Here is a 13,654-nt window from a genome sequence, read left to right as displayed (position 1 = left end):
GTGTAGGAGCCAGTTTGATGCGCTCAGACGGAACAAAAGTAGAAGAGAAGGTAGATGACGATCTTACAAACCCTTGTGCTAAAGCTGTTTTAGACCAAGCTAAGACACTGAATAATGAGATTTCTAATATTCTTGGAATGTTTGGTTCAAGTGATAATTATAATATTAGAATTCACAATATGTCCTTAGGAAGTACTACAGATGCTGCGGAAACTAGAAGCGCTAAAATTGTTGATAACGATGGTAATTACACTCTAAACTGTGATATTTATTTGAATGATGATGTAATAAGAGGGGCTTCACAAGAATATATTTTGGCTACTATTTATCACGAAGTGATACACGCATTTCTTAGAACTGAGCGAGAAACTTTAGGAGAAAAAGCCTTTAATCAGAAATACCCTTCTGTATATAGCAAAGAGTTCTTTGTAGGAAACAGAAAACAAAAAAAGATGTATGTACTTATAAATGATAATCAAGGACATAATAAATTTTCTAATTTTATTGAGAGCTTAGCGCAGAGTATAATGTCTTTCCCTAATACAAAAATTTCATTGGAAACTGCACGTGCAATGGCAAAAGTAGGTGTGGTAGAAAATGAGTCACTATCAGAAAGGGAAAATTATTTAAATAACCAGCAAAAATTAGGTAAGAGTGGGATTCCTTGTAAACCATAAATTATGAAACAGTTAATTTTATATTTATCATTATTTTGTTCTTGGGCTTCTACAGCCCAAGAACAAAAATATATATTGTTAGATAGTTTAACCGCTAACTATCAAGTAAAGAAGTATACTCTTAATACTTCTCCTTATGGTCCTAAAAATACTATCGAAATGTATAATGTATTTTCTTCATATTATGGTGCAAATAAAGGGATTGATTATATAATTTTGTTTTCTGTACTCCCTGACCTCAGTAGTAAAACGAATTGGGAAGTGATAGATTTTGAAAAGATAAAAAACAATCTGTTTCCTACTAAAAATATTTTTAGGAGAGCTGTTTATAAAGTATTTAGTCTTCCTCTCAAGAAAGAAGATGATATTAGTGGGGTGAGATTAGTAAAAAAGGTAAAAGACAAGTATTATGTAGGCAAAATTATTAGAGTAGATGACTTTTATTGTATAGAGGTGCCTCGTGAGATTCAATTAGCTACCAAGAATTTTATACTTAATACCAATCAACCTATAGTACCTATTAACGTATTGAAGCAGAAATATAAAGAATTTAAGCCTTTTCAACAATTTTATTTAGATGATATTTTTGTTATACCTGATATCCTTGAAGGTGTTTACCTCTCTAATATAGAAGAAAAATGGGAGGATACTATGTATTTCTTTTATCAATATTCTTATTATGATAATAGAGGTATTGATGAGCTCGTTTATATTAAAGATAAAGGAATTGTGGCAGGAGCCTATGGCGATTATTTTTACCCAATAGGAAAGATCGATAGAACTGGCACTAAAAGGAGTGATTGGGACAAAGTAATTAACGGTGCTAAAAATCGTTTACTTTGGGCAGAGGAGCTTAAAAAAGAATGGGAGGATAAAGAGAAAGAACTTGAAAACTGGAAGAAAGGAAAATGAAGCAGTTATTATACCTATTACTTTTTTGTTCTTGTGCCATTGTGGCACAACAGCAAAAGTATATACTGTTGGATAGTTTGACAGCCAACTATGAAGTAAAACACTATACACTTGATACTTCACCTTATGGTCCTAAAAATACTATTGAAATGTATAATGTGTTTTCAAAAGGATATGAACCGGATGTAGGGAAAGGTTATATAATATTGTTTTCGGTACTTCCAGATCTTAACAGTAAAACAAACTGGGAAGTAATAGATTTCAATAAAATAAAGGGCAATCTATTTCCTACTAAAAATATTTTTAGGAGAATTATTTATAAAATATTTGGAGTCTTTTCTGATAAGAGTTTACATATTAATAGGGTAAAATTAGTTAAGAAAATAAATAATAAGTACTATGTAAGTAAAATATGTCGTGTAGATGATTTCTATTGTATGGATTTTCCTCGTGATATGGCTGTAGCTACCAAGAATTTTATTCTTAATACTAATCAACCTATAAAGCCTATAAATGTACTAAAGGAAGATTATAAAAAAGTAATTCCTAACCACCCTTTCCCTTTAGATAAGAAAAATTTAAGTTTTCTTATTCCCGATATTTTTGAAAATACCTATATTTGTAATATAGAAGAAAAATGGGGGGATGTAATGTATTATTTTTATCAATTCTGTGATTATGATGACAGAGACATTGAAGAACTTGTTTATATTAAAAATAAGGGGATTGTAGCAGGGGCTTATGGTGATTATTTTTATCCAATAGGAAAGATCGATAGAACTGGTACTAAAAGGAGTGATTGGGACAAAGTAATTAACGACGCTAAAAATCGTTTGCTTTGGGCAGAGGAGCTTAAAAAAGAATGGGCAGACAAGGAGAAAGAACTTGAAAACTGGAAGAAAGGGAAATGAAACAGTTAATTTTATATTTATTATCTTGTTCTTGTGATGTAATGCTACAAGAAGTGAAAAAGGAATGAGCAAAGAAGAGAACAAAAAATAATTATTATAAGGCAATGGTAATAAAACCATTGTCTTATTTTTTTCAATAGAGTAGGGATTGTAAAGGTGTGTTTTCGGAGAATCTCGGAGGGAATCGGAAAGTATCGAAGATAGGGTTATGGTATAGTTAGCTTATAGAGAGCTTATAGGAAGCTTATACGAATCTTGGAAGATTGGTATAGAAAGGGTATATAAGTAGTTAAGAATGAGGGATTAAGAGCGAAGATTGAAGAGTTAAAAAGTGTTAATTAAGCGAAGGGTGAAGACTGGAAAAACGAAAGGTTTAAAGTGAAAAGTGGATAGGAGGGTGAAGGTGATTTCAACTTTGCCAAAATCTCAAACTTTGGCAAAGGATATGGGGATAGTAAATAATGTGAGTTTGAAGTAGAGAAGTAAAGCTGTGCTTCAGAAATTAAACAAAATTGATTTCAAATTTAAAACAAAATCAAGGATGTGCCTTGTAAAATGGCTATTCAAGACTTCATCTTATACAAAAGGTTGTAGCACGACAAACAGTTCTTTTTAGCCAAGAGAGTACCGCAAAAAGCGAGTGAATAAAGCGTTTTAATTGTATAGAAAAGATGTTTGTTAGAAAGCAAAAAAGCGAAGGGTGTTTTTATATGAACAAAAAAAGTATTACTTTTGCCTCACGCAAAACAATTTATTGAGAATGAAAACAGAAGAAATTATAACCATTGCCAAACAAACTATCAGTGAAGAAGCTCAGGCAGTTGCTAAATTAGTAGACTATATAGATGACGATTTTACTAAATCGATGGAATATATACTGCAATCGAAGGGGCGTGTGGTGATTACGGGTATCGGGAAGAGTGCTATTATTGCTAATAAAATAGTGGCGACAATGAATTCTACTGGTACGCCTGCTATCTTTATGCACGCTGCTGATGCGATTCACGGTGACTTGGGCATCATACAACAGGACGATGTGGTGATATGCATTTCAAAAAGTGGTAATACGCCCGAAATAAAAGTATTGGTACCATTGCTTAAACGCGGTAATAACAAATTGATAGCGATTACTTCTAACAGAAATTCGGTTTTAGCCCAACAGGCTGATAGCGTGCTTTACGCTCACGTAGAGAAAGAGGCTTGCCCTAATAACTTAGCTCCGACGACCAGCACTACCGCTCAGTTGGTTTTGGGAGATGCCTTAGCGGTGTGTTTGCTTGAAATGAAGCATTTTGGTAGCAGTGATTTTGCTAAATATCACCCCGGTGGAGCATTAGGGAAACGTTTGTACTTGAAAGTGGCTGACATTGTAGTACACAACCAAAAACCCGAAGTGGCTCCGGATACTGATATTAAGAAGGTGATTGTGGAAATATCGGAAAAGATGTTGGGGGTAGCTGCTGTGATTGATAATGGACGAATTGTGGGGGTAGTGACTGATGGGGATATCCGCAGAATGCTCAGTAAAACGGATAGTATAAAAGGATTGGTAGCCAAAGATATAATGAGTGCTAACCCTAAGACGATTGACTTGGAGAGTTTGGCTATTGATGCGTTACACCTAATGGAGAAGAATAAAATTACGCAGTTATTGGTAACGCGTGAAGGGCAATACGAGGGGATTATACACTTGCATAATTTGATACAAGAAGGTTTAATATAGGTTTTAAGAAAAGTGAGAGAGTTATAATAATTATTCATTGTCAGGTATTTGGATATTATTTTGTAAAAAATATTGCAGATTATTTGGTCAGGTAAAATAATTGTAGTACTTTTGCACCTCGAATTAAAAATTAATCATTTTATTTATGAATCAATACGAAACTGTTTTCATTTTGAATCCCGTTTTATCTGATACACAGATAAAGGAAGCAGTAGAAAAGTTTGAGAATTTTCTTACTTCAAGGGGTGCAGAATTTGTAGCAAAAGAGAATTGGGGCTTGAAGAAATTAGCTTACCCAATCCAGAACAAGAAAAGCGGATTTTACCACCTCTTCGAGTTTAAAGTAGCTGGTGAAGTAATTGATGCTTTTGAATTGGAATTCCGTCGTGATGAGCGCGTGATGCGTTACTTGACTGTGAAATTAGACAAGCACGCCATTGAGTGGGCTGAAAAGAGAAGAGCAAAGTTAAACACTAAAAAAGCGTAAGAAAATGGCAGTAGAACAAAAAAAAGGAGATATCAAATATCTTACTCCGCTAAACATCGACACTTCAAAACAAAAGAAATATTGTCGTTTTAAAAAATCAGGTATTAAATACATTGATTACAAAGATGCTGACTTCCTCTTGAAGTTTGTAAACGAGCAAGGTAAGTTGTTACCTCGTCGTCTTACTGGTACTTCATTGAAGTTCCAACGCAAAGTGGCTACCGCTGTGAAGAGAGCACGCCACTTGGCATTAATGCCTTATGTAGCCGATTTATTAAAATAATAACAGGAGTAGAAACTATGGAAATTATACTAAAACAAGACGTACATAATTTAGGTTTTAAGGACGATGTCGTTACAGTAAAGAACGGCTACGGACGTAATTACCTCATTCCGCAAGGATTTGCAATTTTGGCTACTCCCTCAGCAAAAAAGGTATTAGCTGAAAATTTAAAACAGAAAGCTTACAAAGAGCAACATATTATTGATGAGGCTAAGAAAACAGCTCAAGCACTTTCGTCATTGGCGGTAAAAATTATTGCCAAAGTAGGTGCTGGAGATAAGCTTTTTGGGTCAATTAATAATGGTGATTTGGCACAAGAATTAGCCAAAGCGGGTCACGATATTGACAAGAAATTTATTTCTATCGCTGGTAACACCCTCAAACGTGCTGGGAAATACAATGCTTCTATCCGTTTACACCGTGAAGTAATTGTTGATTTTCCATTTGAAATTGTAGCAGAAGTAGCAAAAGTAGAGACAAAACCTGCAGAAAAGACTGAAGAGCCCAAAGCGGAAATTGCTACTGAGCAACCTGCTGGAAACTAATAAATTATAAGGATTTAAATAGTTCATATCAATTATAATTTTTGATACCTATAAGGGAAATTTGCCTTTGTAGGTATTTTTTTTACAATAAAATTTTTGTATATTAAAAATAATGTGTACTTTTGTACCAATTTTAGCAGAATCTCAAAAAATACTATGGAATCCAAAATTAATACAATAGGTCTAACAATATGGGGTTACAAGCAGGGATGCAAGGTGTTAGCCTCACAAGGAGTTAACTTTCAGCTGCAAGAAGTAAAGGATAGATTGAAAGATATCAGTGCCTTTATACGCATACACACCCCGCGTGTAGATTTTTACACATTGCAGTTTAGCAATAGTTACAAGATATACACACAATACCGTTCCTCAAAAGAAGTGAATGGACAGAGCGGTGTGTATATAGCCATTTCATTGTATATACCACATTTTTTACAATGGAGAGGGGTACGACAAGTATTGAACTTGTTAATGGATATGTACTTTGCAGAGCATATCAATTACGAGAACAATATTCCGTTACTCAATGAAAAAGAGGATATATTCCCATATTTTAATCTTCTGAGAGGGTATGAAAAGCAGTTGGTAGAGGAACCAGTAACGGCTTCTTTCGCATTAGACCAAAGCTATATGCCTAAGGTTTTCCCTTATATGGATATTTATGAGGTAGATAAGTACTTCAATATGCCTTACCGTCCTGAGTTTGAGAAATACCAAGACCTTGTGTTCTTGCGCAAAGAATTTGTGGAAGACCCCCGAGCTTATAGTATTGACTTTCTTTTTCCAGAATACGCAATACCCAGAACAAGTACCTCTACTTTCCAAACAACCAATGCAGGAGGAAGTAGTGGAGCTTCTCGGTTTTTGCCTTCTAATGCTAATATTAAGATATTAGCTTTTATGAAGAATGGTAAAGACGTGGGAGCTACCTATATGAACGAAGTCTTCTCGGACGATGATACTATTGAAGTGCTTCTTGAAAAATCGAGATACCACGAGATGTTCTCTTATCACGATACGATTAAGAAAGCGATAAAAAGAGGTTATATCAAGAAAGTACAAAACAATTATACTTTTGATTTAATTCCGTTTGCTCCAAAAGAGTTTAAGGTGTACGTGGAAACTCCTCAACGAGAATTTGAGAAATACATTTCGTTCTTATCATTAGAGAGTACGACTTTTAAAGCTAAGCTATACTCTAATACAAAGGGATATTACTTTTTACTAAAAGGAGATGAGGCACGTAATGTATTCAACCTTAGTTACAATGGTATTGTTTTCAAGAGTAACTATATGGTAGATGATAGGGTGGCCTTATCAGTACCTTTTGAGAAGTATCAGTTTACGATTATTTCGAGCACTATAACTTCAGTATCTCTAAAAATCAATGGTATTGTATTCAGTAAAAACTTGCGCAGTGATTCGCCTGTAGAGATTGTTTTACCTGAGAACTTATACCATTTTGAGTTTGAAAATCAAGATACAGGAAGAGTTATTAGTATATCGAAGAGTGGAGAGGTTAATTTTGATAGAGCTAAAGGTGCTTACAATCCACAAATGATTGCCTCAGAGAGTCCTGAGTTTTCTAATGGTTTATCAGTAGTAAACAGAGGGGTTGCTACCACTGAACGAGGCGAAGCGATAGAGATGAACACTAAGTCTCGTGCGTTTTGGATAAAGATTGCTTCGGCTGTTGCTTTTGTTTTAATATTAGTAGGTGTAGGCTATTGGTTTATTTTCCCGATGCTTAAAAATCCTGTGAAGGCTTATGTAGCAATCAATTCGGAGAGTGAAATAGACGAAATGCACTTCTTAACCAATATAGATGAGCGCACTTACGAGATTGAGGATTCTTATATTAGGTTAAAAAAGAGCTTGCCTATCGCTGAGACAAAATTGGTTGTTAGCTTCAAAGAAGAGGGGAAAGACACCTTGTTATTAAGTGAAGAACAACTCAATAAGTTAGCTAAAATGGTGGAAGCAAATAGCAAAGATACTCTTAAAATAGATTTGATTTCGCCTGCAATGGCATTTCTTTTGGATGTGAATAATTGGAAAGAAACTCACGCAGACCCTAAGGGAAGTCTTTTTATAGCAGAAGCCCAAAAGCGCAATTTCCTTACAGATAAATTACGACCTGAGTTTGAAAAAGCCGTATGGGAAAACTTCTTAAAGGATTTTGATTATTCTGCTTATAATAGTGAACAAGTAGATAGCCTTTTGCGTCCTTATTTAAAAGGAGGTAGTTCTGAATTGAAGTCTTATCAAACAGATTTGCAAAGAATAATTAGGGAAAGTAAAGCACGTGACCAAGTGGAAGTGGCTGTAGAAAGACCTAAGAGAGAAGAGCAACCTGCTACCAAACCTGAAGCAACTGTTGTTAATAGAAATGAAACTACGGTAGGAAGAACACCTAAAACAGTTACTCCTTCTTACAATACTGAAAGACCTGTAACTATAAGTGAGCCACGCGATCCTAAAACAGTGAAACGAGGAGAGAATACTACTCGACCTATCGCTAAAAATGTATCGCTTACAGAAACCTTTGTTACAGATATGAAACGCTTTAATTCACAGGCTTGTTCTGAAGAAGTTGTAGATAGAGTGAAAATGAATTTAAAACGTTTGGAAGGCAATGATTGGAGTGTGGTAATGTTTGAATTTAACCAAGGTAGAAGAGAGATAGAGGAACGTGCGAACCAATATAGTATGTTCTTTACAGCACTTAAAAATGGTACTTCTATTGACCAAGTTAAACCTTCTTACTTTGGAGGACAGACTAGCTTGATTAATTACCTTAAAAAAGGAACCAATTACGAATTGGTAAAAGGGAAGGCTAATCTCAAAACTTTTGCTGATATTCGCCAAGCGATTGTGAATATGGGGGTAGACCCTAAAACAATTCGCTAAGAGATATTGCCTTTTATCTTAAAATACTATACTTATGTTAGAAGTTTTCAACGACCTTGAAGCTTTACTTAAAGGCTTTTGGTTAGTAACTATTCCATTTGTAGAACAATTATGATTATAAGATAAATAATAAAAACTAAGGCGTCACCAAATTGATGACGCCTTAGTTTTTATTACGTATTGATAGACCGAATAGCTTGTTCTAAGTTCTTCGCTAATCCAAACAGATAGTTGAACTGTTCTCCATAGAATTGTGTCTCTCGCATTGAGATAGGTGAAGAGGTATCTGTATTTTGAGGAGTGTTTATTATTTCTCTAATAGACTGATTGAATTGTTCAATAGGCGTTTTATAATCAGTTTGAGCAGTAGCCGTAGGTTCAACAAGTAACGTCAAACAATGTTGCAAGGCTGCTATAAGACTCTCAATTGCCTCGTTGAATACCGATTTAGGGAAGGTTACTTTCTTGCTGTTCAACCTAATGCCAAACGAAGCCACAGAGGCTAAGAAGGCTTGCTGTATCACGATAATCCCGTATACTGATGGATTTTTGTACTGCATAAACTTCGGCTCTTGTAACATTCGTTGGAAGGTGGTATTTAGGTTTGAGAGTGCTAACACAGCTTCTTTGCGCGATACTTTATAGGCAGTGGTAATCCCTTCTCCGGTGTTAAAAATCTCTTTTACTTGCTGTAAGTAACCGATATTAGCTTTTACTGATTTGGTAACCGCTTCCCTATAAGTATTGTGTTCCCACGTAGGCAAAATGAGATAATTCCCTGCAAACGATAGCCCAACCCCTATAACGGTATCCAATAGGCGGTCATAAATAAGGCTGTAAACATTAGGTGTAATCAGTGCAAAAATAAATATCGCACTTATAGTGATGAATATAGAGGCGTACATATAGTTCTCTTGAATCAACCCAAAAGCAATAGGCATACACAAAATAGCAACATAGAGATACAAACTAGGGTAGGGGAGTAGGTAAATCACAGCAAACGAAGCTACCCCACCAATCATAGTGCCATAAACCCTGCTGAGCGATCGCTCTTGGGTAATCCCAAAACCAGGGCGCATAATAATGAAAATGGTAAGGATAATCCAGTAGGCATTGTTGATAGGGAATATATCACCTATGAGGTAACCCAAAAATACCACTATAGATAGGCGCATTGCGTGCCTAAAAAAGGTAGATTTTAAAGATATATGGTCTTTGAGCCGTCGCCACGAGTAGTTTTGGTAACTCACAAACTTGCGATAAGTACTCTCATCGCGTACCCCTGCATCGTTGCTGTAATAATTCTCAAAGATATGTCGGATATTTTCAATAGAATGATACTGACTTTCTATATAGATATAAAAATTTCGCAACAGCAAAGTACGTTCTTTATCTTCTTCCGATACTTCTGAAAGTGCTTTCAAGGCTTCGTTCTTCTCTTTGGTTTGCGCTAATAAGTTTTTTAAACAGTTGTCTAATTGTATCTTCTTGCGTGACCCAATGTATTCGGACATTTGTTGTAGCTGTCTCGATAGCTCTTTGAGGAAATCTACATAAGTTTGTAAATATTCACGATGCTCGGCAAAAGCCTTGTCCACTTTCTCATATTGTACGGGGTTGGCTAAAGCTAGCTCGAAGATATCCACTAGCTCTATAAACATCAAAAATTGGCGTTGCAGGTAATCGGTTTTACCCGATTTGCTCCGTGAATCAAGTACGGCTTCACGGAGCTTTTCATATTTTTCATTGAGGCTTGTTTGCAGGTTGATGAGCTTTTTGAGTCCCTCGCTTCTGTCTTTGGCGATGAGTAAATCAGCTCTTACCGAAAAAAACTCTGCCGTAAGAGCAAAGCACTTCCCTAACAGCTGTTCACTGTACAAACGCGGACGTATTTTTAGGAATATATACACTAATACACTGTACCATAAACCTCCTAATAATACACAACCACTGTACAAAACAATACCCCACCCTGTTTGCAAGTGGGCTAAAGTAGAGGCTATCTCAAATAATCCCGCGAAAGCTACCATTGTAGTGCGATGTCCGTACAACGAAATATAAGCGTTTCCGAAGGTGAGTAGAAATATGGTAGGCAGTAATAAGTACTCGTAAGGAGCTGTGAGGTTTACCAAAGTAGAACTGATAGTTGCTAGTAATGTTGCTATGAAAAGACCTCCGTAAAGGTGTTTTTGATTCCCTGGAATATCACTGGGCGAAATCGCAACAATACTCAAAGCTATGGGTAAGCCAATATCCATTAGGTCGAACCAATAGCCCAACCCTAAGGGAATAAGCACCGCAATGGTTTTGAGGCACCCTTTGAAGAAAGAAAAACTTTTAAAGAATGATATGATGGAGGTATACATTTTTTACATATATTTGCGGGCAAAATTACAAAACTAATGGCAAATAACCATCTGATAACTGAAATATTAAAGGCAGGAAAGATAATTCTATACCCCACCGATACCGTTTGGGGCTTAGGGTGCGATGCTACAAATCCTGAAGCGGTAGCTAAGATTTTCCAAATAAAACAACGCAGTGAGAGCAAAAGCCTCATCATTTTAGTGAGTGATACAGAGATGTTACAGCACTACGTAACAGATATACCTCCTAAGGTGCTCGCTTATCTTCAAACCTTGCAAGAGCCTACCACTATTATTTATAGTCACCCTTTGCATTTGGCTAAGAATGTGATAGCTGCTGATAATACAGTAGCCATTAGGGTCGTGCAAGATGTGTTCTGCCAACAGATGATTGCCGATTTTGGTAAACCCATAGTCTCTACCTCTGCTAATATCAGTGGAGAGCCAACACCTTTGTATTACCAACTCATTAATCCCCAAATTATTGCGCAATGTGATTATGTAGTACCTTACCGTCAAGACGATACCCAAATAAAAAATCCCTCACGTCTGATTAGGTTTGATACAGACGGAGAGATTCAAATATTAAGATAAATAGTAAGTTACTCTACTATTTTCACAGGTGTTCCGTTATCTATATTAATTTGTCCACTGGTAATCACTTCTTCACCAACAGTAAGTCCGCTGATGATTTCTACCTTATCACCAAAATTGCGACCGCTTTTCACATTTGCCATTTCAGCTTTAAGCACCTCCTGACCTTTAGCATTTTTGCTATTTACTATTTTAAAAATTTTATTTTGGCTCACACTACCCACGAAAGCAGAATGAGGTACTACAAGAGCCGTAACCTCATCATTACCACTGCCAAACTGTGCAGTCGCATACATTCCCGCTTTTAGCTTTTTGTCTTTGTTGGCTACCAATATTTCTACGGGGAATTTGAGAGCTCCATTAGATTTTGGTGCGATAAAAGTAATTTTCCCCTCTACTAATTCCGAAGAAGTGCTGGGTTTAATTTTAACAATATCCCCCACTTTTAGTTCTCCTACTTGACTTTCATCTACGGTAATTTTCAATTTCAAATTGTCGATATTTACCACGTTGAATAACGTCTGTCCAGCACTTACAAGAGTTCCTTCCTCTACCTCTTTGCTAGTTACAATCCCGTTGATTTTACTACGCACCGCTGTATCACCCGATACGATAGCTGCCGAATTGTAGTTCGCTTGGGCGTTTTTGAGTTGCAAGCGCGCTTGTTCCAATTGTTGAGCGGTAACTCCTCCTGTTTGGTAAGCACTTTCAAAGCGCTTTAAATCCGATTTTGCGGTTTCGAGTACCGCTTTGGCATTGTCTAACTGCACATTGGTTCTGTCGGCTTTTGTTTGCGCCAATACTTGCCCTGCTCTCACAAAATCACCCTCTTTTACGTAAATTTTTATGACTTGTCCTCCTACTTCTGAAGATACATTCAGGTCTTGTTCGGCTACAAAAGTCCCGTTAGCCGTAAAAAGGTCGGCTACTTTTTCTTCTGTTACTTTGGCAGCACGTACGGCTACTTGGGCTTCTTTTTGGGCTACAATAGCTACCTCTTCAGCATTTTTCTGTTTGTTAGAATATAGGCGGAGCCCCATTAATCCTACAAGGACTATTATGATAACTGTAGTAATTATTTTTTTCATTTTTCTTAAATTACTGTATTAAGTGTTCTAAATCGGGGGCAAAGGTATAACAAAAAACTTAATAAACAAAAAAAGTTTCCATATTTTTGCCTTCATTCACTTTTTCCTCATTCTTCATTGGGTTGTTTTATCTACTATTAAATGAAGTGAACGCTCACTCTATCAAGGTAATTGATGTCTAATAAAGAAGAAGCTCCCCCCACTGTATGAGTATCACTTTTGTAAACACTACATTGCAAATAGTCCAGGTCGTTAAACAGAAGCATTCGTTTTCCATCAGGAGCGCGAAGGTCAAGAGGAACACTAAAATCAATAAATTCGCTGTATTGGTTATAAATCTTTTTGAAGGTATACATATTAAAGATAACCTCAAAAGCTCTATCTTGTCTTATTTCTTCAAATAATTTCCTACTGATATTGCTCACCGCATTGCCATAGTGGTCAATATAAATAATCGTACCGTAAACGAAACGTTTATCAGCAGATATCTCTGGTTTAAAATGAGTAGCCTCTAAATACGTATCGGTTTTCTTGCCTATTTTGTTAAGGGGGATATTTTCGCATATTTTCTGGGCAATCAAAGGGAATGAATACAGCGTAGGGAAAAGTTCAGTGCTTTCTTTGCCTTTTATTTCGTACAGTTCAGCGTTCTTTTTATCTTCTGCTAAAAGATGAAAAATACCGTTATCAGCCCCGATAAAATAATGCCCGTTCAGTTTCATTACCATATGTCTTTTCTCAGGAGTGCGCTCCGCATCTACTCCTATGATATGTATACTCCCTTTTGGGTAATGTACATAAGCATTCTTTAAGATGAAGGCAGCTTGAAACACATCAAAAGGTGATATCAAATGCGAGATATCTACCACGCAAGCTTCGGGGCACTTACTATAAATAGCACCCTTTACAGCTCCCACCGAGTAATCTCGTAAACCAAAATCAGTAGTTAATGTAATGATTTTCATTCCTTTTGTTATAATGATATCAAGTTTAAAACAGCATAAATATATAAGTATGAAGTTAACATACCTCCTTTAAATCTGCAATAATCAATCCTTAAGCTTCCCCCCATTATCCTTCATCATTTCTTCGTCATTTGTTTGCCCTTCCTTCGTCATTTGTTTATTTGCCCGTGTGGCTCGCACCGTCATTTGTTCG

Annotated in this window: 11 protein-coding genes and 1 pseudogene; 9 read left to right on the top strand and 3 right to left on the bottom strand. The window is 36.2% G+C overall.

What is annotated here, in order from left to right:
* The 8 genes and pseudogenes from HMPREF9072_RS04810 to HMPREF9072_RS04775 form a co-directional block, all read left to right on the top strand.
* Window positions 1-677: pseudogene (locus HMPREF9072_RS04810) on the top strand (hypothetical protein); the annotation flags it as partial.
* A gap of 3 nt (window positions 678-680) precedes the next feature.
* Entirely contained in the window at window positions 681-1,589 is a 909-nt protein-coding gene (locus tag HMPREF9072_RS04805; RefSeq protein WP_009410803.1) for a hypothetical protein, read from the top strand.
* The gene (locus HMPREF9072_RS04800; RefSeq protein WP_009410802.1) at window positions 1,586-2,500 is read left to right on the top strand and encodes a hypothetical protein; all 915 of its coding nucleotides are present in this window, start codon (window positions 1,586-1,588) and stop codon (window positions 2,498-2,500) included. The genes HMPREF9072_RS04805 and HMPREF9072_RS04800 overlap by 4 nt, the downstream gene beginning before the upstream one ends.
* 760 nt (window positions 2,501-3,260) lie before the next feature.
* Complete coding sequence (locus HMPREF9072_RS04795) at window positions 3,261-4,223, top strand: SIS domain-containing protein (RefSeq protein WP_009410800.1); 963 nt, start codon at window positions 3,261-3,263, stop codon at window positions 4,221-4,223.
* 145 nt (window positions 4,224-4,368) lie between these two features.
* Window positions 4,369-4,710: a 30S ribosomal protein S6 gene (gene rpsF / locus HMPREF9072_RS04790; RefSeq protein WP_002671370.1), complete on the top strand. Its 342-nt coding sequence runs from the start codon at window positions 4,369-4,371 to the stop codon at window positions 4,708-4,710.
* Window positions 4,711-4,714: 4 nt separating this feature from the next.
* Entirely contained in the window at window positions 4,715-4,993 is a 279-nt protein-coding gene (gene rpsR / locus HMPREF9072_RS04785; protein WP_002671374.1) for a 30S ribosomal protein S18, read from the top strand.
* Between the two features lie 17 nt (window positions 4,994-5,010).
* Window positions 5,011-5,538: a 50S ribosomal protein L9 gene (gene rplI / locus HMPREF9072_RS04780; protein WP_009410799.1), complete on the top strand. Its 528-nt coding sequence runs from the start codon at window positions 5,011-5,013 to the stop codon at window positions 5,536-5,538.
* 156 nt (window positions 5,539-5,694) lie between these two features.
* Window positions 5,695-8,448 (top strand): hypothetical protein, encoded by a 2,754-nt coding sequence (locus HMPREF9072_RS04775; protein WP_009410798.1) that lies wholly within the window; start codon window positions 5,695-5,697, stop codon window positions 8,446-8,448.
* 173 nt (window positions 8,449-8,621) lie between these two features.
* On the opposite strand, the gene HMPREF9072_RS04770 is transcribed toward HMPREF9072_RS04775, so the two are convergent.
* Window positions 8,622-10,814, bottom strand: coding sequence for an FUSC family membrane protein (locus tag HMPREF9072_RS04770; RefSeq protein ID WP_009410797.1), 2,193 nt, complete (start codon window positions 10,812-10,814; stop codon window positions 8,622-8,624).
* A gap of 36 nt (window positions 10,815-10,850) precedes the next feature.
* Between HMPREF9072_RS04770 and HMPREF9072_RS04765 the strand changes: the two genes are divergently transcribed.
* Window positions 10,851-11,408 carry an L-threonylcarbamoyladenylate synthase gene (locus tag HMPREF9072_RS04765; RefSeq protein ID WP_009410796.1) on the top strand — a complete coding sequence of 186 codons (558 nt, stop codon included), beginning with the start codon at window positions 10,851-10,853 and terminating at the stop codon, window positions 11,406-11,408.
* A gap of 8 nt (window positions 11,409-11,416) precedes the next feature.
* On the opposite strand, the gene HMPREF9072_RS04760 is transcribed toward HMPREF9072_RS04765, so the two are convergent.
* Both HMPREF9072_RS04760 and HMPREF9072_RS04755 read right to left on the bottom strand, forming a co-directional pair.
* Window positions 11,417-12,496: an efflux RND transporter periplasmic adaptor subunit gene (locus tag HMPREF9072_RS04760; protein WP_009410795.1), complete on the bottom strand. Its 1,080-nt coding sequence runs from the start codon at window positions 12,494-12,496 to the stop codon at window positions 11,417-11,419.
* 137 nt (window positions 12,497-12,633) lie between these two features.
* Window positions 12,634-13,461 carry an S-adenosyl-l-methionine hydroxide adenosyltransferase family protein gene (locus tag HMPREF9072_RS04755; RefSeq protein ID WP_009410794.1) on the bottom strand — a complete coding sequence of 276 codons (828 nt, stop codon included), beginning with the start codon at window positions 13,459-13,461 and terminating at the stop codon, window positions 12,634-12,636.
* Window positions 13,462-13,654: the final 193 nt, after the last annotated feature.

Origin of the sequence: Capnocytophaga sp. oral taxon 324 str. F0483, assembly GCF_000318315.2 — a bacterium.
GTDB lineage: Bacteria > Bacteroidota > Bacteroidia > Flavobacteriales > Flavobacteriaceae > Capnocytophaga > Capnocytophaga ochracea.
Note: the sequence above shows the minus strand (reverse complement) of the source record. Positions and strands in the feature narration are given on the sequence as shown.

Excerpts from the sequence above, each read along its gene's own strand:
- HMPREF9072_RS04805 (WP_009410803.1), top strand. The coding sequence starts at position 681 with ATGAAACAGTTAATTTTATATTTATCATTATTTTGTTCTTGGGCTTCT.
- HMPREF9072_RS04765 (WP_009410796.1), top strand. The coding sequence starts at position 10,851 with ATGGCAAATAACCATCTGATAACTGAAATATTAAAGGCAGGAAAGATA.
- rplI (WP_009410799.1), top strand. The coding sequence starts at position 5,011 with ATGGAAATTATACTAAAACAAGACGTACATAATTTAGGTTTTAAGGAC.
- rpsF (WP_002671370.1), top strand. The coding sequence starts at position 4,369 with ATGAATCAATACGAAACTGTTTTCATTTTGAATCCCGTTTTATCTGAT.
- HMPREF9072_RS04800 (WP_009410802.1), top strand. The coding sequence starts at position 1,586 with ATGAAGCAGTTATTATACCTATTACTTTTTTGTTCTTGTGCCATTGTG.
- rpsR (WP_002671374.1), top strand. The coding sequence starts at position 4,715 with ATGGCAGTAGAACAAAAAAAAGGAGATATCAAATATCTTACTCCGCTA.
- HMPREF9072_RS04770 (WP_009410797.1), bottom strand. The coding sequence starts at position 10,814 with ATGTATACCTCCATCATATCATTCTTTAAAAGTTTTTCTTTCTTCAAA.
- HMPREF9072_RS04755 (WP_009410794.1), bottom strand. The coding sequence starts at position 13,461 with ATGAAAATCATTACATTAACTACTGATTTTGGTTTACGAGATTACTCG.
- HMPREF9072_RS04775 (WP_009410798.1), top strand. The coding sequence starts at position 5,695 with ATGGAATCCAAAATTAATACAATAGGTCTAACAATATGGGGTTACAAG.
- HMPREF9072_RS04760 (WP_009410795.1), bottom strand. The coding sequence starts at position 12,496 with ATGAAAAAAATAATTACTACAGTTATCATAATAGTCCTTGTAGGATTA.
- HMPREF9072_RS04795 (WP_009410800.1), top strand. The coding sequence starts at position 3,261 with ATGAAAACAGAAGAAATTATAACCATTGCCAAACAAACTATCAGTGAA.